Origin of the sequence: Pseudomonas sp. P9_31 (assembly GCF_034008235.1) — a bacterium.
Taxonomy (GTDB): Bacteria; Pseudomonadota; Gammaproteobacteria; order Pseudomonadales; family Pseudomonadaceae; genus Aquipseudomonas.
Window position 1 is genome coordinate 5,262,661 of the sequence record NZ_CP125375.1, and the last position, 20,548, is coordinate 5,283,208.

At 60.1% G+C, this 20,548-nt stretch carries 18 protein-coding genes and 1 pseudogene; 8 read left to right on the forward strand and 11 right to left on the reverse strand.

The window, feature by feature from the left end:
- Window positions 1-138: 138 nt before the first annotated feature.
- Both QMK51_RS23870 and QMK51_RS23875 read left to right on the forward strand, forming a co-directional pair.
- Window positions 139-222: pseudogene (locus QMK51_RS23870) on the forward strand (sulfate transporter CysZ); the annotation flags it as partial.
- A 40-nt stretch (window positions 223-262) separates the two neighbouring features.
- A complete protein-coding gene (locus QMK51_RS23875) occupies window positions 263-1,462 on the forward strand; it encodes a glycosyltransferase family 1 protein (RefSeq protein WP_320394559.1) in 1,200 nt (399 codons plus the stop codon).
- Between the two features lie 116 nt (window positions 1,463-1,578).
- Here QMK51_RS23875 and QMK51_RS23880 read toward each other — a convergent pair whose 3' ends face one another.
- From QMK51_RS23880 to QMK51_RS23890, 3 genes are all read right to left on the reverse strand, one after another.
- Window positions 1,579-2,682: an NADH:flavin oxidoreductase gene (locus tag QMK51_RS23880; protein ID WP_320392216.1), complete on the reverse strand. Its 1,104-nt coding sequence runs from the start codon at window positions 2,680-2,682 to the stop codon at window positions 1,579-1,581.
- Window positions 2,683-2,874: 192 nt separating this feature from the next.
- Window positions 2,875-3,357, reverse strand: a complete 483-nt coding sequence (locus tag QMK51_RS23885) for a glutathione peroxidase (RefSeq protein WP_258697521.1) — start codon at window positions 3,355-3,357, stop codon at window positions 2,875-2,877.
- A gap of 124 nt (window positions 3,358-3,481) precedes the next feature.
- Window positions 3,482-3,967: an FKBP-type peptidyl-prolyl cis-trans isomerase gene (locus tag QMK51_RS23890; RefSeq protein WP_095193885.1), complete on the reverse strand. Its 486-nt coding sequence runs from the start codon at window positions 3,965-3,967 to the stop codon at window positions 3,482-3,484.
- On the opposite strand from QMK51_RS23890, the gene QMK51_RS23895 reads away from it, so the two are divergent.
- Genes QMK51_RS23895 through QMK51_RS23905 form a run of 3 tightly spaced genes read left to right on the forward strand, consistent with a single transcriptional unit; the run spans window position 3,936 to window position 7,329 of the window.
- On the forward strand, window positions 3,936-4,274 hold the full coding sequence (locus QMK51_RS23895; RefSeq protein ID WP_320392217.1) for a DUF3565 domain-containing protein: 339 nt from the start codon (window positions 3,936-3,938) through the stop codon (window positions 4,272-4,274). The genes QMK51_RS23890 and QMK51_RS23895 overlap by 32 nt on opposite strands.
- A gap of 49 nt (window positions 4,275-4,323) precedes the next feature.
- Window positions 4,324-6,423 carry a phosphate acetyltransferase gene (pta, locus tag QMK51_RS23900; RefSeq protein ID WP_320392218.1) on the forward strand — a complete coding sequence of 700 codons (2,100 nt, stop codon included), beginning with the start codon at window positions 4,324-4,326 and terminating at the stop codon, window positions 6,421-6,423.
- Window positions 6,424-7,329 carry an acyltransferase gene (locus tag QMK51_RS23905; protein ID WP_320392219.1) on the forward strand — a complete coding sequence of 302 codons (906 nt, stop codon included), beginning with the start codon at window positions 6,424-6,426 and terminating at the stop codon, window positions 7,327-7,329.
- A gap of 185 nt (window positions 7,330-7,514) precedes the next feature.
- Here QMK51_RS23905 and cysN read toward each other — a convergent pair whose 3' ends face one another.
- From cysN to QMK51_RS23920, 3 genes are all read right to left on the reverse strand, one after another.
- Entirely contained in the window at window positions 7,515-9,413 is a 1,899-nt protein-coding gene (gene cysN / locus QMK51_RS23910; RefSeq protein WP_320392220.1) for a sulfate adenylyltransferase subunit CysN, read from the reverse strand.
- Between the two features lie 9 nt (window positions 9,414-9,422).
- Window positions 9,423-10,340: a sulfate adenylyltransferase subunit CysD gene (cysD, locus tag QMK51_RS23915; protein ID WP_007941268.1), complete on the reverse strand. Its 918-nt coding sequence runs from the start codon at window positions 10,338-10,340 to the stop codon at window positions 9,423-9,425.
- Between the two features lie 269 nt (window positions 10,341-10,609).
- Window positions 10,610-11,368 carry a Nif3-like dinuclear metal center hexameric protein gene (locus QMK51_RS23920; protein ID WP_007901591.1) on the reverse strand — a complete coding sequence of 253 codons (759 nt, stop codon included), beginning with the start codon at window positions 11,366-11,368 and terminating at the stop codon, window positions 10,610-10,612.
- Between the two features lie 102 nt (window positions 11,369-11,470).
- On the opposite strand from QMK51_RS23920, the gene algW reads away from it, so the two are divergent.
- The 3 genes from algW to QMK51_RS23935 all read left to right on the forward strand — a co-directional run bounded on the left by algW (window position 11,471) and on the right by QMK51_RS23935 (window position 15,610).
- The gene (algW, locus tag QMK51_RS23925) at window positions 11,471-12,631 is read left to right on the forward strand and encodes a Do family serine endopeptidase AlgW (RefSeq protein WP_258697526.1); all 1,161 of its coding nucleotides are present in this window, start codon (window positions 11,471-11,473) and stop codon (window positions 12,629-12,631) included.
- A 129-nt stretch (window positions 12,632-12,760) separates the two neighbouring features.
- Window positions 12,761-14,866, forward strand: coding sequence for a TonB-dependent receptor (locus QMK51_RS23930; protein WP_320392221.1), 2,106 nt, complete (start codon window positions 12,761-12,763; stop codon window positions 14,864-14,866).
- A gap of 12 nt (window positions 14,867-14,878) precedes the next feature.
- Window positions 14,879-15,610, forward strand: coding sequence for a DUF4198 domain-containing protein (locus tag QMK51_RS23935; protein WP_320392222.1), 732 nt, complete (start codon window positions 14,879-14,881; stop codon window positions 15,608-15,610).
- Between the two features lie 116 nt (window positions 15,611-15,726).
- Here QMK51_RS23935 and hisC read toward each other — a convergent pair whose 3' ends face one another.
- The 5 genes from hisC to QMK51_RS23960 all read right to left on the reverse strand — a co-directional run bounded on the left by hisC (window position 15,727) and on the right by QMK51_RS23960 (window position 20,536).
- The gene (gene hisC / locus QMK51_RS23940; RefSeq protein ID WP_258697529.1) at window positions 15,727-16,779 is read right to left on the reverse strand and encodes a histidinol-phosphate transaminase; all 1,053 of its coding nucleotides are present in this window, start codon (window positions 16,777-16,779) and stop codon (window positions 15,727-15,729) included.
- Between the two features lie 2 nt (window positions 16,780-16,781).
- Window positions 16,782-18,119, reverse strand: a complete 1,338-nt coding sequence (gene hisD / locus QMK51_RS23945) for a histidinol dehydrogenase (RefSeq protein WP_258697530.1) — start codon at window positions 18,117-18,119, stop codon at window positions 16,782-16,784.
- A 126-nt stretch (window positions 18,120-18,245) separates the two neighbouring features.
- Window positions 18,246-18,881, reverse strand: coding sequence for an ATP phosphoribosyltransferase (gene hisG, locus QMK51_RS23950; protein ID WP_007901570.1), 636 nt, complete (start codon window positions 18,879-18,881; stop codon window positions 18,246-18,248).
- A gap of 127 nt (window positions 18,882-19,008) precedes the next feature.
- Window positions 19,009-20,274, reverse strand: coding sequence for a UDP-N-acetylglucosamine 1-carboxyvinyltransferase (murA, locus tag QMK51_RS23955; protein ID WP_008070575.1), 1,266 nt, complete (start codon window positions 20,272-20,274; stop codon window positions 19,009-19,011).
- A gap of 22 nt (window positions 20,275-20,296) precedes the next feature.
- Window positions 20,297-20,536: a BolA family protein gene (locus tag QMK51_RS23960; protein ID WP_007912386.1), complete on the reverse strand. Its 240-nt coding sequence runs from the start codon at window positions 20,534-20,536 to the stop codon at window positions 20,297-20,299.
- Window positions 20,537-20,548: the final 12 nt, after the last annotated feature.

Here is a 20,548-nt window from a genome sequence, read left to right on the forward strand (position 1 = left end):
GTTTATAAAAACAGTGATAGCTCAATAGGATCACTTATTCAATTCAAGCGCAATACATTTTGACGTCATCTAAATGACACCCTAAATCCTCTTGTATTCCTGCTAGCCCCATGCATCAAAAGAAACTGCAAAGTCATTATGATTCCGGCGGCCGTGGCTGGGGCAACGCTGTTCTGGGTGCGTGAGCATGGCGCGGAAAATCTGGTGGCAGAGCGCCGCTGATCGCGTCACAAATGCATCACTCAACCGTCACAATGACGACATGGCCTCAGCCGACACTGAGGTCATGACGACAGCTCTGCATATCACTCTGATCACCGAAACCTTCCCACCGGAAATCAACGGCGTGGCCAATACCCTGGGTCGCTTGTTCGATGGTTTGCGCGCACGCGGGCATCAGGTCGAGTTGGTGCGGCCACGTCAGGATTGCGACCCGCTCATAGGCAACAATGATGAGTTGCTGCTGTGTCGGGGCTGGCCGCTGCCGGGTTATCCCGGCCTGCAATGGGGTCAGTCGTCGATGCACAAGCTGCTGCGGCGCTGGAAGCGCCATCGCCCGGATGTGTTGTACATCGCCACCGAAGGACCGCTGGGGTTGTCCGCGTTGCGCGCCGCACGGCGTTTGGGGATTTCGGTGGTCAGTGGCTTTCATACCAACTTCCAGCAGTACTCCAGACAGTACGGCCTGGGACTGCTGACGCGCTTGCTGACCCACTACCTGCGCTGGTTTCACAATCGCTCGACCCTGACCCTGGTGCCCAGCGCCAGCCAGCGACTGGAGCTGGAGCGTCGCAGTTTCGAGCGCCTGGAATTGCTCTCTCGAGGCGTCGACAGCCAGTTGTTTCATCCGGCCAAACGGCTGAAACCGCTGCGCGAGCAATGGGGGCTGGCCGAGGATGATATTGCCTTCATCCACGTAGGACGCCTGGCCCAGGAGAAGAATCTTGGCCTGCTCAAGCGCAGTTTCGACACGTTGAAAACTACTTATCCACAGCGGAACATGAAATTGATTGTGGTCGGTGACGGTCCGCTACGAGCGACGCTGGAAAAGGAATTGCCCGAGGCGATTTTTTGCGGCTCACAACGCGGCGAAGATCTGGCCACTCACTATGCGTCGGGGGATGTGTTTCTGTTTCCGAGCCTGACCGAAACCTTTGGCAATGTAGTGCTTGAGGCATTGGCCTCGGGGCTGGGGGTAGTGGCGTACGATCAGGCGGCAGCAGCCCAGCATATTCGCCATGGCTACAACGGCGTACTGGCCATGCCCGGGGATGAAGAGGCGTTCTGCGATGCGGCGCGTTGGCTGCTGGAGGAGCGCGAAACCTTGCGTTGCGTGCGCCTTAATGCGCGCCAGCATGCGAGTCGTCAGGGGTGGGCGGCGATTATCGAGCAGTTCGAGGGGCAGTTGCGCGGGGCTTGCGTTGGGGAGCAGGTGGTTCCTAATGCTCAGACATTACCCTGAATCTTTGCTGACCTTGAGGCCATCATCGCGGGCGAGCCCGCTCCCACAGGATTTGTGTGTGACGCAGAACACTGTGGGAGCGGGCTTGCCCGCGATGGGGCCCTTCCAGACGCTACTTAAACCAACGTCATCAACGCTTCACGGCTAAACGGCAGGATGTCTTCCTCACGTCCGTCCCGCACTTTCTGCGCCCAGTCCGGGTCCACCAGCAACGCACGGCCCACTGCCACCAGGTCGAACTCATCGTTGTTCAAACGCTCCAGCAGTTTTTCCAGGCTGGCCGGTTGTGCGATCTTGTCGGTGTTGACCATGAACTGCAGGAATTCGCCGTCCAGGCCAACGCTGCCCACGGTGATGGTCGGTTTGCCGGTGAGCTTGCGGGTCCAGCCCGCCAGGTTCAGTTCGGAACCGTCGAACTCCGGCTCCCAGAAACGCCGCGTCGAGCAGTGGAAAATATCCACGCCGGCGTCGGACAACGGCTTGAGGAACTCGCCCAACGCCTCTGGCGTCTGCACCAGGCGGGCGGTGTAGTCCTGCTGCTTCCACTGGGAGAAACGGAAGATGATCGGGAAACCCTCGCCGACCGCTGCACGCACCGCCTCAATCAGTTCGATGGCGAAGCGCGAGCGGTTAGCCAGGCTGCCACCGTATTCGTCGGTACGCTGGTTGCTGCCTTCCCAAAAGAACTGATCCACCAGATAACCGTGAGCACCGTGGATTTCCACGCCGTCCATGCCGATGCTCTGGGCGTCTTTGGCCGCTTGGGCGAACGCGGCGATCACGTCCTGGATGTCCTGGCGGGTCATGCCGTGAACCACCACCTGACCGTCCTTCAATTTATCCGACGGGCCGTAACCCGGCACGCTGGCATCCGGCTCGGTGCCGATGCGCCGCACCCTGCCCACATGCCACAGTTGCGGAACGATCTTGCCGCCTTCGGCATGCACCGCGTCGACGACTTTTTTCCAGCCAGCCAACGCGGCTTCACCGTAGAAATGCGGCACATTCGGGTAGCCGTTGGACGCCTTGTGACCGACGGTGGTGCCTTCGGTGATGATCAGGCCAACCCCGGCGGCGGCACGGCGACGGTAGTATTCGATCACTTTGGAGTTGGGCACACCGCCCGGCGAAAACGAGCGGGTCATCGGCGCCATGACGACACGGGTCGGCAGTTCGAGAGCGCCGAGTTGAAAAGGTTTGAACAGGGCTTTGACGGGCACGGGACGCTCCACGGGACATAGGCTTTATGACGGCGATAATATGGAGAGCAACCAGCCTTGAACAGCACTATTGATTTAAGTGATTAAGGATTAGAAACGAAAAGATCACAGCCTTCGGCAGCTCCTACAGAGGAATGTGAACACCTGTAGGAGCTGCCGAAGGCTGCGATCTTTTGATCTTGATCTTCGCTTTTAACTCAGAGCTTTTTCAATCGCCTGAATCACAGCCGGATCATCCGGCGCCGTACGAGGCGAGAACCGCGCCAATACACGACCGTCCTTGCCCAGCAGGAATTTTTCGAAGTTCCAGGTGATGTCGCCCGGGAATTCCGCCCCCTCGCCCGCCAGCAGACGGTACAGCTGATGACGCTCATGACCGTTGACCTCCAGCTTGCTGGACAACGGAAAGGTCACGCCATAGTTGAGGCTGCAAAACTCCTGGATCTCTTTCTCTGTGCCCGGTTCCTGCCCGGCAAACTGGTTGCACGGCAGGCCCAGCACACTGAAACCCTTGTCCTTGTATTGCTGGTAGAGGTTTTCCAGCGCCGCGTATTGTGGGGTCAAGCCACATTTGGAGGCGACGTTGACCACCAGCACGACGTGCCCTTTGAAGGGCGCCAGAGGTAACTCCTGGCCATCCAAAGTTTTCAATGTAAGGTCGTGAAAAGCACTCATGACGGACTCCAAATTTCCCGTGTTCTTCTCGAAACAGCCACTTGGTCATGTCGCCAAGGACAGCCGCGGACTAAAAAGGCGCCCTCGGGCGCCTCTCCAGTTCTCGAAAGCTTAGCGCAGAAAATCAGTGGTGATGGCCACCTTCGCCATGGACGTGACCATGAGCGATTTCTTCCTGGCTGGCGTCACGGATGGCGACGATCTTGACCTGGAAATTCAGGCGCTGACCAGCCAACGGGTGGTTGCCGTCGACGGTGACATCATCGCCGTCCAGATCGCGAATGGTGACGATCTGCATCTGGCCGTCCGGAGCGGAAGCGTGGAACTGCATGCCCACTTCCAGCTCGTCAACGCCTTCGAACATGCTGCGGCTCAGGGTGCTGACCAGTTCGGCAGCGTATTCGCCGTAGGCATCTTCAGGTTCTACGGCGACAGTCAGTTCTTCACCGACGGCTTTGCCTTCCAGTGCCTTTTCCAGGCCCGGGATGATGTTACCTGCGCCTTGCAGGTAGACCAGCGGCGCGCCGCCGGCGGAGCTGTCGATGACCTCACCAGCGTCGTTGGTCAGGGTATAGTCGATGGAGACAGCCTTATTGGCGGCGATCAGCATGGGGCGAGACCTTTTGCATAAGAATGATGAATGTCCAAGTTTAGCGAAGCAATCGTCCGAAAGCGAACACAACCCGGACAGACGGATTGCGGCGAAAGGCTCGACGGTCACAGGCTTTCATCAGGACGAGGACGGGCACTGGGTGGCCGAGCTTTCCTGCGGCCATACCCAACACCTGCGGCACCAGCCACCGTGGCAATCCCGGGCCTGGGTGCTGGACCCTTTGCTGCGCAATGAAAAAATAGGCCAGCCCTTTGATTGCGGTTGGTGCGCACAGGGCTCGGTTAGCGATAACCTTGGCGACTGAATATCGGTAGAGCGCCAGCCATAGGCGTTCACCATTGCAGAGAATCCGCATGCAAACTTTTTTTATCGCGCCCACCGATTTTGGTGTGGGTCTGACCTCCATCAGCCTCGGGCTGGTGCGTACCCTCGAGCGGGCCGGCCTCAAAGTCGGCTTTTTCAAACCGATTGCCCAGCCACACCCGGGTGACACGGGCCCTGAACGCTCCACCGAACTGGTGGCCCGCACTCACGGTTTGAAACCGCCACAGCCGTTGGGCCTGGCCCACGTCGAGCGGATGCTCGGCGACGGTCAGCTGGATGAGCTGCTCGAAGAAATCATCACCCTCTATCAGCAAGCCGCCATCGGCAAGGATGTGCTGATCGTCGAAGGCATGGTCCCGACCCGCAGCGCCAGCTACGCCGCGCGGGTCAACCTGCATTTGGCCAAGAGCCTCGACGCCGAAGTGATTCTGGTCTCGGCGCCGGAAAACGAAGTGCTGACCGAACTCTCTGGTCGGGTGGAATTGCAGGCGCAATTGTTCGGCGGGCCGAAAGACCCGAAAGTCCTTGGCGTGATCCTCAACAAGGTCAAAACCGACGAGAGCATGGAGGCCTTCGCCTCGCGCCTGAAAGAACATTCGCCATTGCTGCGCAGTGGCGACTTCCGCCTGCTCGGCTGCATCCCCTTCCAACCGGAACTGAACGCACCGCGCACCCGCGACGTGGCCGATCTGATGGGCGCTCAGGTGCTCAACGCCGGCGACTACGAAACCCGGCGCATGACCAAAATCATCATTTGCGCCCGCACCGTGCGCAACACCGTGGAGCTGCTCAAGCCCGGCGTGCTGGTGGTGACCCCTGGCGATCGCGACGACATCATCCTCGCGGTCAGCCTCGCGGCAATGAACGGCGTACCCCTGGCCGGCCTGTTGCTGACCAGCGACACCCTGCCAGACCCGCGCATCATGGACCTGTGCCGTGGCGCCTTGCAGGCCGGTTTGCCGGTGTTGTCGGTCAGCACCGGTTCCTACGAAACCGCCAACCAGTTGAACGGTTTGAACAAGGAAATCCCGATCGACGACCGCGAACGTGCGGAGATCATCACCGATTTCGTCGCCAGCCACCTCGACGCCAACTGGCTGCACCAGCGCTGCGGCACGCCACGGGAAATGCGCCTGTCGCCAGCGGTGTTCCGCTATCAACTGATCCAGCGCGCCCAGTCCGCCAACAAGCGCATCGTGTTGCCTGAAGGCAGCGAGCCGTTGACCGTACAAGCTGCAGCGATCTGTCAGGCGCGGGGCATTGCCCGTTGTGTGTTGCTGGCCAAACCGGAAGACGTCGAAGCCGTGGCCCGCGCCCAAGGCATCGAGTTGCCGCCGGGGCTGGAAATCCTCGACCCGGACCTGATCCGCGAGCGTTACGTAGAGCCAATGGTCGCCCTGCGCAAAAGCAAAAGCCTCAATGCACCCATGGCCGAGCAGCAACTGGAAGACACCGTGGTGATCGGCACCATGATGCTGGCGCTGGATGAAGTCGACGGGCTGGTGTCCGGGGTCATTCACTCCACCGCCAACACCATCCGCCCGGCCCTGCAACTGATCAAGACCGCGCCGGGCTGCACCCTGGTGTCGTCGGTGTTCTTCATGCTGTTTCCGGAAGAAGTGCTGGTCTACGGCGACTGCGTGATGAACCCGCACCCGAGTGCCAGCGAACTGGCCGAGATCGCCCTGCAAAGCGCCGATTCGGCGGCAGCGTTCGGCATCACGCCACGGGTGGCGATGATCAGCTACTCCAGTGGTGAATCGGCCAGCGGCGAAGAAGTCGAAAAGGTTCGCGAGGCCACCTTGCTCGCCCACGAACAGCAACACTCGTTGTTGATCGACGGCCCGTTGCAGTACGACGCCGCCGCCAACGAAACCGTGGCACGGCAACTGGCGCCGAACAGTCAGGTGGCCGGTCGTGCCACGGTGTTCGTGTTCCCTGACCTGAACACCGGCAACACCACCCACAAAGCCGTGCAGCGCAGCGCCGACTGCGTCAGCCTCGGGCCGATGCTGCAAGGCCTGCGCAAACCGGTGAACGACCTGCCGCGTGGCGCGCAAGTCGACGACATCGTCTACACCATCGCGTTGACCGCGATTCAAGCGGCCAACCGACCTATGGATGTTTAAATGCTGGATTTCCTACCTGCACCCGTGCGCGGTGTGATCGCCTCGCTGCTGTTGGCGCTGAATACGATTGCCTGCTGCACCCCGCTGTTCGTGGTGGCGATCTTCAAACTGCTGCTGCCCTTCCCCGCCGCCCAGCGTCTCACCAACTGGCTGATGGGCCATATCCACGAAACCTGGATCAGCAACAACAAAGCCTGGATGGACTTGCTCGGGCACACGCGCTGGCAACTCAGCGGGCTGGAAGGTCTGGACTATCAGCACTCGTACCTGATCACTAGCAACCACCAGAGCTGGGTCGACATCATGGTGTTGCAGTACGTGCTCAACCGTCGCATCCGCCCGCTGAAGTTCTTTCTCAAACAGGAACTGATCTGGGTGCCGGTGATTGGCCTGGCGTGGTGGGCGCTCGGTTTTCCGTTCATGAAGCGTTACTCCAAGGCCTATCTGGAAAAGCACCCGGAGAAGAAAGGCAAAGACCTGGAAACCACCCGCAAGACCTGCGACAAGTTCCGCAATAACCCGGTGGGGATTTTCAACTTCGTCGAAGGCACGCGCTTCACCGAGGGCAAACACGTACAGCAGAGCTCACCGTTCCGCTACCTGCTCAAGCCGAAAGCGGGTGGTATCGCTTTCGTGCTGGATGCCATGGGCGACCAGCTGGAAGCCATCGTCAACGTGACCATCCACTACCCGGCGGGGCGTCCGGGTTACTGGGATTTGCTCTGCGGTAATGTGAAAGACGTGGTGGTGCACTTTCAGGAGCTGAAGATTCCACCGCAGTTCGTCGGCAAAAACTACGACCAGGATGGGGTGTATCGGCTCGAGTTTCAGGGTTGGATCAATCAGCTGTGGAATGACAAGGATGCGCTGCTCGGGCAGATGCACCGGGAGTACACCGCCAAGTAACAAGGTGTCAGTGCCGGCCCCATCGCGAGCAGGCTCGCTCCCACAGTTGATCTTCAGTGAACACAAAATTTGTATTTCATAGAGAACCAATGTGGGAGCGAGCCTGCTCGCGATGGCGTCCTCCCAGACACAAAAAAACCCGCAGACGATCACTCATCTGCGGGTTTTTTATTGGCAGCTAACGCTTAGATCGCGCCACGCTTGCGCAGCAGATCCAGCACTTGCTTGACGCTTTCTTCCAGCGACAGCGACTGGGTGTCGATCACCAGATCGGCATCCAGCGGCACGTCGTACGGGAAGGATTCGCCCGGGATGTTATCGCCACCCGCCGCGTACAGACCTTGCGGATCACGCTCGGCACAGACCGTCGGCGAGGCCTGGACGTAAACCGTCAGCAGACGCTCCTTGCCGATCAGGTCCCTGGCCTGCTCACGACCTTCGGCACTCGGGGCAACAAATGCCGCCAGTGTCAGCAGGCCGGCTTCGTTGAACTGACGCGCAACGTGCGCCGCACGACGCCAGTTTTCGGTCCGCCCGGCGCGATCATTTGGCAGACCTTTGTTCAGGTCGTGACGCAGGTTCTGGCCATCGAGCACAAACACCGCACGGCCCAGGTCGAACAGCTTGCGTTCAACCGCATACGCCAGGGTGCTTTTGCCAGCGCCGGACAGGCCGCTGAACAACACAGTGGCCGGTTGCTGACCGAAGCGCTGGGCGCGTTCTTCGGTGGCCACGTGCGCCAGTTTGCCGTGGTGGGTGCTGGTGCCATGGCTCAACGGCTGGGCGATGATCATGCCGGCCGCGACCGTGCCGTTGGTCAATCGATCGATGACGATGAACGAACCGGTGGTGCGGTTGCTGTCGTAACCGTCCAGCGCGATAGCCGCGTCGAGGCTGATCTTGACCCGACCGATTTCGTTCAGTTGCAGCGAGCTGGCTGGCCCTTCGGCCAAGGTGTTCACGTCCACGCGATTAACGATGCTGGTGATCGAACCCGGCACGTAAGTCGTGGCACGCTTGATGTCGTATTTCTTGCCCGGCAGCATCGGCTCTTCGGCCATCCACACCAGCATGGCGTCGAAGGCGTCAGTCACTTGCGGCTTGTTGTCGGCGTGCACCAGCAAGTCGCCGCGGGAGATGTCGATCTCGTCTTCCATGGTCAGCGTCACCGCTTGACCAGGGCCTGCATGCTCCAGCTCACCTTCGAAGGTGACAATGGATTTCACGCGGCTGCTTTTGCCCGACGGCAGCACAACGACTTCGTCGCCCTTGTGCACGATGCCGCTGGCCAGGGTGCCGGCGAAACCACGGAAGTTCAGGTTCGGACGGTTGACGTACTGCACCGGGAACCGCAGGTCGGTGTAGTTGCGGTCGCTGGCGATTTCGACGGTTTCGAGGATTTCCATCAGCGACTGGCCGGTGTACCACGGCGAGCGCTCGGACTTGTTCACCACGTTGTCGCCCTTGAGCGCGGACATCGGCACGAACGCCATGGTGCTCGGCTTGAACGCGATGCCTTCGGCGAACTTCAGGTAATCGGCCTTGATCGACTCGAACACGCTTTCGTCGAAGCCGTTGAGGTCCATCTTGTTGATGGCGACCACGATGTGCTTGATGCCCAGCAACGAGGCGATAAAGCTGTGGCGACGGGTCTGGGTCTGCACGCCGTAACGGGCGTCGACCAGGATGATCGCCAGGTCACAGGTGGACGCACCGGTGGCCATGTTGCGGGTGTACTGCTCATGGCCGGGGGTATCGGCGATGATGAATTTGCGCTTGGCGGTAGAGAAATAGCGGTAGGCGACATCGATGGTGATGCCCTGCTCACGCTCGGCCTGCAAGCCGTCGACCAGCAACGCCAGGTCGATGTCTTCGCCGGTGGTGCCGACTTTTTTCGAGTCGCGGGTAATGGCTTCCAGGTGATCTTCGTAGATCATTTTGGAGTCGTGCAGCAGGCGCCCGATCAGGGTGCTCTTGCCGTCGTCGACGTTGCCACAAGTCAGAAAGCGCAGCATTTCCTTGCGTTCGTGCTGGCCCAGGTAGGCGAGGATGTCCTCGCTGATCAAATCAGATGCGTGCGACATGACAACCCCTTAGAAATAACCCTGACGTTTCTTTTCTTCCATGGAACCGGCGCCATCGTGATCGATGACTCGGCCCTGGCGTTCGGAAGTTCGCGTCAGGAGCATTTCCTGAATGATGTCGGTCAGGCTGGTGGCCTCGGACTCGACAGCACCGGTCAACGGGTAGTCGCCCAGTGTACGGAAACGGACCTTTTTCTTGACGATGCGCGCCTTGTCTTCGTCGCTCAGATGATTGAGCAGGCGCTCGTCGTCGATCATGATCCAGGTGCCGTTCATCTCGATGACATCACGCTCGGCAGCGAAATACAGCGGCACGATCGGGATGCCTTCGAGGTAGATGTACTGCCAGATGTCCAGCTCGGTCCAGTTCGACAACGGGAATACGCGGATCGATTCGCCCTTGTTGACCTTGCCGTTGTAGACGTTCCACAGCTCCGGGCGCTGGTTTTTCGGGTCCCAGCGGTGTTTGCTGTCACGGAAGGAATACACGCGCTCTTTGGCCCGGGACTTCTCTTCGTCGCGACGGGCGCCACCGAATGCGGCATCGAAGCCATACTTGTCGAGGGCCTGTTTGAGGCCTTCGGTCTTCATGATGTCGGTGTGCTTGGCACTGCCGTGGGTGAGCGGGTTGATACCCTGCGCAACACCCTCGGGGTTGACGTGTACCAGCAGGTCCAGGCCGAGCTCTTCGACCATGCGGTCGCGGAACGCGTACATTTCCTTGAACTTCCACTGGGTGTCGACGTGCATCACCGGAAACGGAAGTTTGCCCGGGAAGAATGCCTTGCGCGCAAGATGCAGCATTACGGCAGAGTCTTTACCGACGGAGTACAGCATCACCGGGTTATCGAACTCGGCGGCGACCTCGCGGATGATGTGGATGCTTTCGGCCTCCAGCTGTTTCAGATGCGTCAGTTTGTCGACCATGGCTACTCACGAAAACGATCTTATGGACGGCCTTCGGGCCGTGTTCGAGCGGGGAATCCTAGCACAGCGCCCCCTTCTAATCAGGACGGCGGCTAGATCGAAAGAGTATATGAATATACCTGCCCGTTCGGGTGTATGAGCACCTGTGGGAGCGAGCCTGCTCGCGATAGCGGTGTGTCAGTGACATGAATGTCGAATGTGACGCAGCCATCGCGAGCAGGCTCGCTCCCACAGTTGAATTGCGGTGTTAAGTGAAAATCTGTACAGCATCAAATAGGGTTCGGGCAATCGATGAAGATGTGCTCGAGGGCGAAACGTCGCGCCAGGTAATCGCCCAACGCCTGCACACCGTAACGCTCGGTGGCATGGTGGCCGGCGGCGATGAAGCTGATGTCGTTTTCCCGGGCGCTGTGGAACGTCTGCTCGGAGGCTTCGCCGCTGAGGTACAGATCGACGCCAGCCAACACCGCCTGATCAATGTAACCCTGGCCGCCACCGGTGCACCAGCCGACCCGACGAATCATCTCGCTGCCTTCGATCAGCAACGGCTCGCGCCCCATGACTTCCTGCACGCGGCGGGCGAAATCGCGGGGGGTCATCGGTTCGCTCAACGAGCCGACAAGCCCGACGACTTTCAGATTATCCGGATCCAGCGGGCCTTCGACGGTGATGTCCAGCTGCCGGGCAAGCTGCACGTTGTTCCCGACTTCCGGGTGCAGGTCCAGCGGCAAGTGATAAGACAGCAGACTGATGTCGTGCTTGAGCAGGGTTTTCAACCGGCGCTGCTTCATGCCGGTGATGCACGGGTTCTCGCCTTTCCAGAAATAGCCGTGATGCACCAGCACCAGATCGGCCTGGGCCTCGACCGCGGCGTCCAGCAGCGCCTGGCTGGCGGTGACACCGCTGACGATGCGCATCACTTGCGGCCGGCCTTCAACCTGCAAGCCGTTGGGGCAGTAATCGGCGATCTTCGCACTTGCCAGGTAACGGTCGGCTTCTTCGACCAGGGTGCTCAGGGCGACGGCCATAAAAGACTCCTAAATATCCCGTTCAGAGGCACGCGCGGCCTCGTATAATGCGCCACATTATGGGCGGTCTCATACCGCCTGCAACCTCTCAGGACGTGCTTAATGCTCAAGGCGCTGCGTTTTTCCGGCTGGCCGCTGTTGGCCGGCGTGCTTGTCGCTCTACTGATTATTCAGCGTTACCCGCAGTGGGTCGGGCTACCGAGCCTCGACGTCAATCTGCAACAAGCCCCGCAAACCATCGGTCTGCAACAGGGCCCGGTGTCCTACGCCGACGCAGTGACCACGGCTGCGCCGTCGGTGGTCAACCTGTACACCACCAAAGTGGTCAACAAACCCAGCCATCCGCTGTTCGAAGATCCGCAGTTCCGCCGCTTCTTCGGCGACAACTCGCCCAAGCAGAAGCGCATGGAGTCGAGCCTCGGTTCGGGCGTGATCATGAGCCCGGAAGGTTACCTGCTGACCAACAACCACGTGACCAGCGGTGCCGACCAGATCGTGGTGGCACTCAAGGATGGCCGCGAAACCCTGGCCAGGGTCATCGGCAGCGACCCGGAAACCGACCTCGCGGTGTTGAAGATCGACCTGAAAAACCTGCCGTCGATCACCGTCGGTCGCTCCGACAACCTGCGCATCGGCGATGTGGCCCTGGCCATCGGCAACCCGTTCGGCGTCGGCCAGACCGTGACCATGGGCATCATCAGTGCCACCGGGCGCAATCAGTTGGGCCTGAACAACTACGAAGACTTCATCCAGACTGACGCCGCGATCAACCCCGGCAACTCCGGCGGGGCGCTGGTGGACGCCAATGGCAACCTGACCGGGATCAACACGGCGATCTTCTCCAAGTCCGGCGGTTCTCAGGGCATCGGCTTCGCGATCCCGGTCAAACTGGCGATGGAAGTGATGAAGTCGATCATCGAACACGGCCAGGTGATTCGTGGCTGGCTCGGCATCGAAGTGCAACCGTTGAGTCAGGAGCTGGCGGAGTCGTTTGGCCTGTCGGGACGCCCGGGGATTGTGGTCGCGGGGATTTTTCGTGATGGCCCGGCGCAGAAGGCTGGCCTGCAACTGGGCGACGTGATCCTCAGCATTGATGGCGAACCGGCTGGCGATGGTCGCAAGTCAATGAACCAGGTGGCGCGAATCAAGCCGACCGACAAGGTCACGATTCAAGTCATGCGCAACGGCAAAGAGCTCAAGCTGACGGCAGAAATCGGTCTGCGCCCGCCTCCCGCGCCAGTCAAGGAAAAAGAAGAAGAGTAAGCCGCAGGAGCTGCCGAAGGCTGCGATCTTTGACGCCCCAGGCTGCTCCACAACTCCAAAGCCGTTAACGGCAGACATTCTCATTAGGCATGTTATATTGTTTCAGTATTATTATTGGAACAACATAACATGTCGTCTCGAACAATGGCTTCCCTGGCCGGTTTGGTCCTCGGTCTGCTGGGGGATCCGGTCTTCGCCGAAGAACCCCAAACCGTTGAACTGGACGCCATCAGCGTCACCTCCGACTACGAGTCCTCCACCGGCCCGGTCAAGGGCTATCGTGCAACACGCTCTTCCAGCGCGACCAAAACCGACACCGCCCTTCGCGACATCCCGCAATCGATCAGCGTGATTCCCGTCAGCGTGCTCAAGGACCTGGGCAGCACCCATGTCGAGCGCGCGCTGGATTTTGCCGGCGGTGTGTCGAAGCAGAACAACTTCGGCGGCCTGACGCTCTACGAATACAGCGTACGCGGCTTCACCACCTCGGAGTTCTACAAGGACGGCTTCAGCGCCAACCGCGGCTATCCAAGTACGCCGGACGTGGCCAACATCGAACGCATCGAAGTGCTCAAAGGCCCGGCCGCCAGCCTCTATGGGCGCGGCGATCCGGGCGGTACGGTGAACATCGTCACCAAGAAACCCCAGCCCGAGGCATTCACCACGCTGCAAACCAGTGCTGGCAGTTGGGATCGTTATCGCACCGCCGTGGACGTCAACACACCGCTGGATGATGCCGGCAACGTTCTGTCCCGGGTGAACCTGGCTGTCGAGGACAACCACAGCTTTCGCGATCACGTCGACAGCCAGCGCGTGTTCGTTGCACCTTCGTTCAGCTGGCAGCTGAACCCGGACACCAGCCTGTTGGTCGAGAGCGAGTTCGTCCGCCACAGCTCAACATTCGATCGTGGCATCGTCGCGCCAGACAATAAGTGGAGCGGCGTCTCCCGCTCGACCTTCCTCGGCGAACCCAACGACGGCAACATCGACAACCACAACAACCTGCTGCAAGCCGCGCTCGAACATCAGCTCAACGACAGCTGGAAGCTGCGCCTGGCCAGCCATTACAAGGAAGGCAAGCTCTGGGGCTTCGCTTCCGAAAATCGTCCATTGAACGCCGACGGCCATACCCTCAACCGCCGCTACCGCGAGCGCGATACCAACTGGCATGACAGCATTACGCAACTCGAACTGCGCGGCCTGTTCGACATCGGCAGCTGGCAACACGAACTGCTGATCGGCAGCGAGTACGAGAATTTCCGCAAGAACGAACGGGTCACGACCATTGCCGGCGGCCCCTACGCCATCGATATCTATCAGCCGATCTACGGCCAGCCAAAACCCAATGGCGTGCGCTCGGGGAGCGACTTCTTCGAGCACGTCGAAAGTCAGGCGCTGAATCTTCAAGACCAGATCGTTTTCACCGACAAACTGCGCGGCATGCTCGGTGTGCGCTTTGAACATTTCGAACAAAGCATCGACGATCACAGCCGCAATGCGACCAGCCGCCAGCGTCACGATGCCCTGACCCAACGGGCCGGGCTGCTCTACCAACTGACGCCCGAAGTGGGGCTGTTCGCCAACGCTTCCACCTCGTTCAAACCGAACAATGGCCTGGATGCCGCCGGCAAATCCTTCGATCCGGAAGAAGGCGTCGGCTATGAAGTCGGGATCAAGAACGAGCTGTTCGACGATCGCTTGAGCAGCACCCTCGCCGTCTTCCATATCGACAAGGAAAACGTCCTGGCCCTCGACCCGGGCACCGACTCCAGCCGTGCCATGGGCAAGGCCCGCAGCCAGGGCGTCGACCTGCAAGTCGCCGGGCAAGTGACCGACGCCGTGCGAGTGATCGGTGCCTTCGCTTACATCGACGCCGAAGTCACCCAAGGTGACAAAGTCATTCCCACCGGCAGCCGGATTCTCGGCGTGGCTAAGCGCAGCGGCAGCTTGCTGGGGGTTTATGAATTTCAGGATGGTCATTTGCGCGGCTCGGACCTCGGCGCCGCGTTCACCTATGTCGGCGATCGCTCGGGGGAAGCCGGCAGCGAATTCGAATTGCCGGCCTACCACACCGTCGATCTGCTGGCCCATTACAAGGCCAGCGAAAACGTCACCGTGGGCCTGAACCTGAACAACCTTTTCGACGAGAAATACTTCGAGCGCTCCTACAGCAACTACTGGGTCAACCCCGGCGAGCCGCGCAATTTCACCGTCAGCCTGACACTCAACCTGTAAAAGGACGTCTCCATGCAACACCTCAAATCTTTGGCGCTGCCCGGCCTGCTGCTCGGCCTATTGTTTACCGGTCAGGTTTCGGCCCACGGCCTGTGGACCGAACAACGTCGCGGCAACATCGAAGTCATCTACGGCCACGGCGCCGAGGACAACGCCTTCAAGGCGCAAAAAATCAGCGGTGCCTGGGCCTATGACGTCAACGGCAAAATGATCCCGGTGAGCGTGCAGCGCCTGGCCGACCACGCCCGCCTGCAACCGTTGAAACCACCGGCAGTGATGGCCGTGGCGCTGAACAACGGCATGTGGTCGCAGACCGCCGACAAAAAGTGGATCAACGAAGGACGCAGCAAGGTGTCGGGGGCCATTGAGTCGACCCATACCTTCAAATACAGCCTGGCGATTTACCAGCCGGGGGCGAAACTGCCGAAACTCGATCAGATGAAATTGCTGATTCTGCCGGAGGTCGATCCGCTGACCGTTGGGCCGGGTAAGTCGTTGCCGGTTCGAGTGCTATTGGACGGTAAGCCGGCGGCGGGTGTAAAGCTGGTGGGCGACTATCGCAGCGCGCCCAATACCTTGAGCACAGAGACCGACGCAGAGGGTCGGGCGCAAGTATTGGTGCGTAATGAGGGGTTGAATGTGATTGCGGCGCAGATAGAAGTGCAGCTCAAGGACAATCCGGATGTGGCGACGCGCGGGCTCTTCAGCTCGTTGACGTTCCTGGGCGAACCGCATCACGAGTAACCCACAAAACCTTGTGGGAGCGAGCCTGCTCGCGATAGCGGTTTTGCATTCAACATCAATGCTGAATGTTATGGCCTCATCGCGAGCAGGCTCGCTCCAACAGGATCGGGGAAGCCTTACAGGTCGCCGAGGCCGTCGATCAGTGCCTGGTTCTGCTCCGGTGCGCCAATGGAGATCCGCAGGAACTGGGCAATCCGCTCCTGCTTGAAGTGCCGAACGATCACGCCCTGTTCACGCAACTTCGCCGCCAGCCCTGCCGCATCGTGCTTCGGGTGACGGGCGAAAATGAAGTTCGCCGCCGACGGCAACACCTCAAACCCCTTCGCTTCCAACTGCGCGACCACCTGCTCGCGACTCTCGATGACCAACCGGCAGGTCTTGTCGAAATACTCGCGATCTTCGAACGCCGCCGCAGCCCCGACAATCGCCAGGCGATCCAGCGGGTAGGAGTTGAAGCTGTTCTTGATCCGCTCCAGCGCCTCGATCAGGTCCGGGTGCCCCACCGCCAGGCCAACCCGCAGGCCCGCCAGCGAACGGGACTTGGACAGGGTCTGAGTCACCAACAGGTTCGGATAACGGTCCACCAGCGTGATCGCCGTTTCGCCACCGAAATCGATGTAAGCCTCATCCACCACGACCACTGAATCCGGGCTGGCCTTGAGGATTTGCTCGACAGCGTCCAGCGCCAGCAGGCAACCGGTCGGTGCGTTCGGGTTAGGGAAAATGATCCCGCCATTCGGCTTGGCGTAGTCCGCCGGGTTGATCTGGAACTGCTCGTCCAGCGGCACCGCGTCGAACGCAATGCCGTACAGCCCGCAGTAAACCGGATAGAAGCTGTAACTGATGTCCGGGAACAGCAGTGGTTTATCGTGTTGCAGCAAACCGTGAAAGATGTGCGCCAGGACTTCATCGGAACCGTTGCCGAGGAACACCTGATTGCTTTGCACGCCGTAGTATTTGGCAACGGCTTGTTTGAGCACGTCGCTGTTCGGGTCCGGGTACAGACGCAGGTTGTCGTTCAGCTCGGTTTGCATCGCCGCCAAGGCTTTAGGCGATGGGCCGTACGGGTTTTCGTTGGTGTTGAGTTTCACCAGTTTCGCCAGTTTCGGCTGCTCGCCCGGCACGTAAGGCACCAGATTCTTGACGAACGGGCTCCAGAATTTACTCATGTTCAGTTCCCCTGCCCTTGAAGAAAGTCTTCGTCAACGATGCGGTATTCGGCGCTACGCGCGTGAGCGGTCAACGACTCGCCACGGGCCAGCACGGAAGCAGTCTTGCCCAGTTCGGAGGCACCCTGCTCGGAGCAGAAGATGATCGACGAACGCTTCTGGAAGTCATACACACCCAGCGGCGAAGAGAAGCGCGCGGTGCCGGACGTCGGCAACACATGGTTCGGGCCTGCACAGTAGTCTCCCAGGGCTTCGGAGGTGTGACGGCCCATGAAGATCGCCCCGGCGTGGCGGATCTGCGGCAGCCAGGCCTGCGGGTCGGCGACCGACAACTCCAGGTGCTCCGGCGCGATGCGGTTGGCCACTTCGATGGCTTGTTCCATGTCACGAACCTTGATCAGCGCGCCACGGCCATTGATCGAAGTTTCGATGATCTCGGCGCGTTCCATGGTTGGCAGCAGTTTGGCGATGCTCGCCGCGACCTTGTCGAGGAACTCGGCGTCCGGGCTTACCAGAATCGCCTGGGCATCTTCGTCGTGCTCGGCCTGGGAGAACAGGTCCATGGCAATCCAGTCCGGGTCGGTCTGGCCGTCGCACACCACCAGAATCTCCGATGGACCGGCGATCATGTCGATACCGACCTGGCCGAACACATGGCGCTTGGCAGTGGCGACATAGATGTTGCCCGGGCCGACCACTTTGTCGACTTTCGGCACGCTTTCGGTGCCATAAGCCAGCGCCGCAACCGCTTGGGCGCCACCAATGGTGAACACCCGGTCGACGCCGGCGATACAGGCCGCGGCCAGCACCAGTTCGTTGACTTCACCGCGCGGGGTTGGCACGACCATGACCACTTCGGTCACACCGGCCACCTTGGCCGGAATCGCGTTCATCAGCACCGACGACGGGTAGGACGCCTTGCCGCCCGGTACGTACAGACCGGCGCGGTCCAGCGGTGTGACCTTCTGGCCCAGCACCGTGCCATCGGCTTCGGTGTAGCTCCAGGAATCCTGCTTCTGTTTTTCGTGGTAGCTGCGCACACGGGCCGCTGCCTTTTCCAACGCTTCACGCTGAGGCGCGGTGATGCGGGTCAATGCCAGTTCCAGGCGTTCACGAGGCAGGATCAAATCCGCCATGGATGCCACTTGCAGGCCATCGAACTTCTGGGTGAACTCGACCACCGCCGCGTCGCCACGCTCGCGTACAGCCTTGATGATGTCCAGCACCCGCTGATTGACCGAGTCGTCAGACACACTTTCCCAGCTCAGCAGATGATCCAGATGATGTGCGAAATCCGGATCAGCAGCATTGAGTCGGCGAATTGCAGTCGGTGCGGTCATAGCGAGAGCCTCATAGGATTGGCAAAAACTCAGGCGCCCTAACTTAGCAGTCGTTTCCGCTTGGGCACCTGAGAATTCTGGCTATGAGGCGGATAGACGGGCGCGACTCAAGGTCGCGCAGGTGAATCAGCCGCGGTGTCGAGACTCCACTGCCTTGCGCAGGGTGTCGATCAACGCCTGGATACGGGCGTGTTGCATTTTCATCGAAGCTTTGTTGACGATCAGCCGGGAGCTGATGTCGGCAATGAAATCCTGGGGTTCCAGGCCATTGGCACGCAGGGTGTTACCGGTGTCGACCACGTCGATGATCTTGTCCGCCAGACCGATTAGCGGCGCCAGCTCCATCGAGCCGTAGAGCTTGATGATGTCGACCTGACGGCCCTGCTCGGCGTAGTAACGCTTGGCGACGTTGACGAATTTGGTCGCCACCCGCAGACGGCCCTTGGGCTCGACATCGCCGACACGGCCGGCGGTCATCAGCTTGCAGAGGGCAATTCGCAGATCCAGAGGCTCGTACAGACCCTGGCCACCATATTCCATCAGCACATCTTTACCGGCGACGCCGAGGTCCGCGGCACCATGCTCGACATAAGTCGGCACATCGGTGGCGCGCACGATCAGCAAGCGCACATCGGCCTGGGTCGTGGGGATGATCAGCTTGCGGCTCTTGTCCGGATTCTCGGTCGGCACAATGCCCGCTTCAGCCAGAAGCGGCAGGGTGTCGTCAAGGATGCGGCCCTTGGACAGTGCGATAGTCAACATGGGAAACGTCAGTCCTTATCAAGGTACTCATGCCCGGTCGCAAACGGCGCCGGACACACATCGAGCCGGAAACCGGCTCGACTTCAACAAATCAACGGGCAGCGTCCTTGCGCCCATGCAGCAGAAACTAGCCCGGTACGCGGCGGATCTTGGCGCCGAGCATCTGCAGTTTCTCTTCGATGCACTCGTAACCACGGTCGATGTGGTAGATGCGGTCGATCAAGGTATCACCTTCGGCGATCAGCGCCGAAATCACCAGGCTGGCCGAAGCACGCAGGTCGGTGGCCATGACTGGCGCGCCCTTGAGCTTTTCGATGCCGGTAACGATAGCGGTGTTGCCTTCGACCTGGATGTGAGCACCCATACGGTGCAGTTCGTAAACGTGCATGAAGCGGTTTTCGAAGATCGTCTCGATCACCGCACCGGTGCCTTCGGCAATGGCGTTGAGAGAGATGAACTGTGCTTGCATGTCGGTCGGGAACGCCGGGTATGGAGCGGTCCGCACGTTAACGGCTTTCGGCCGCTTGCCGTGCATGTTCAGCTCGATCCAGTCTTCACCGCAGGTGATTTCAGCACCCGACTCGCGGAGTTTCTCCAGAACAGCTTCGAGGATGGTCGGATCGGTGTCCTTGACCTTCACACGCCCGCCGGTGACCGCTGCCGCCACCAGGTAGGTGCCGGTTTCGATACGGTCAGGCATCACTTTGTAAGTGGTGGTGTGCAGACGCTCGACGCCATCGATGGTGATGGTGTCGGTGCCGGCACCGGAAACCTTCGCGCCCATGGCGTTCAGGAAGTTCGCCAGGTCGACGACTTCAGGCTCGCGAGCAGCGTTTGCCAGCACGCTGCGGCCCTTGGCCAGAGCGGCGGCCATCATGATGTTCTCGGTACCGGTCACGCTGACGGTGTCGAAGAAGAAGTGCGCACCGCGCAGGCCGCCTTCAGGGGCCTTGGCCTTGATGTAGCCGCCTTCGACGTCGATGACCGCGCCCATGGCTTCAAGGCCACGGATGTGCAGGTCGACTGGACGCGAACCGATGGCGCAACCGCCAGGCAGTGCGACTTCGGCTTCACCGAAACGGGCAACCATCGGGCCCAGCACCAGGATCGAGGCACGCATGGTTTTCACCAGTTCGTACGGCGCGATCAGGGTCTTGATGGTGCGCGGGTCGATTTCGACGCTGAGTTTCTCGTCGATCACCGGCTCAATGCCCATGCGACCGAACAGCTCGATCATGGTGGTGATGTCGTGCAGGTGCGGCAAGTTGGCCACGGTCACCGGGCCATCGCACAGCAAGGTGGCAGCCAGGATCGGCAGGGCAGAGTTCTTTGCCCCGGAGATGCGGATCTCGCCATCAAGACGAGCGCCACCGGTAATAATCAATTTATCCATAAGAATCTCGACGCCCTTGGGCTCAGGTGCGCTCGGCCCAGGCCGCGCTGCTGAAAAATTTCATAGTGACCGCATGGATGCTGCCATCGGTGATCCATGGGTTCAAATGGGCATAGATCTGCTGCTGACGCTTGACCGGGCTTAACGCCGCCAGTTCATCGCTAATCACGTTCAGCTGGAAATTGCAGCCTTCGCCCTCAACTTCTACCAGCGTTCCGGGCAGCTTTCCTTCAAGGAAGCTCTTCACTTCTACGGCCTGCATGCTCAACCTCAA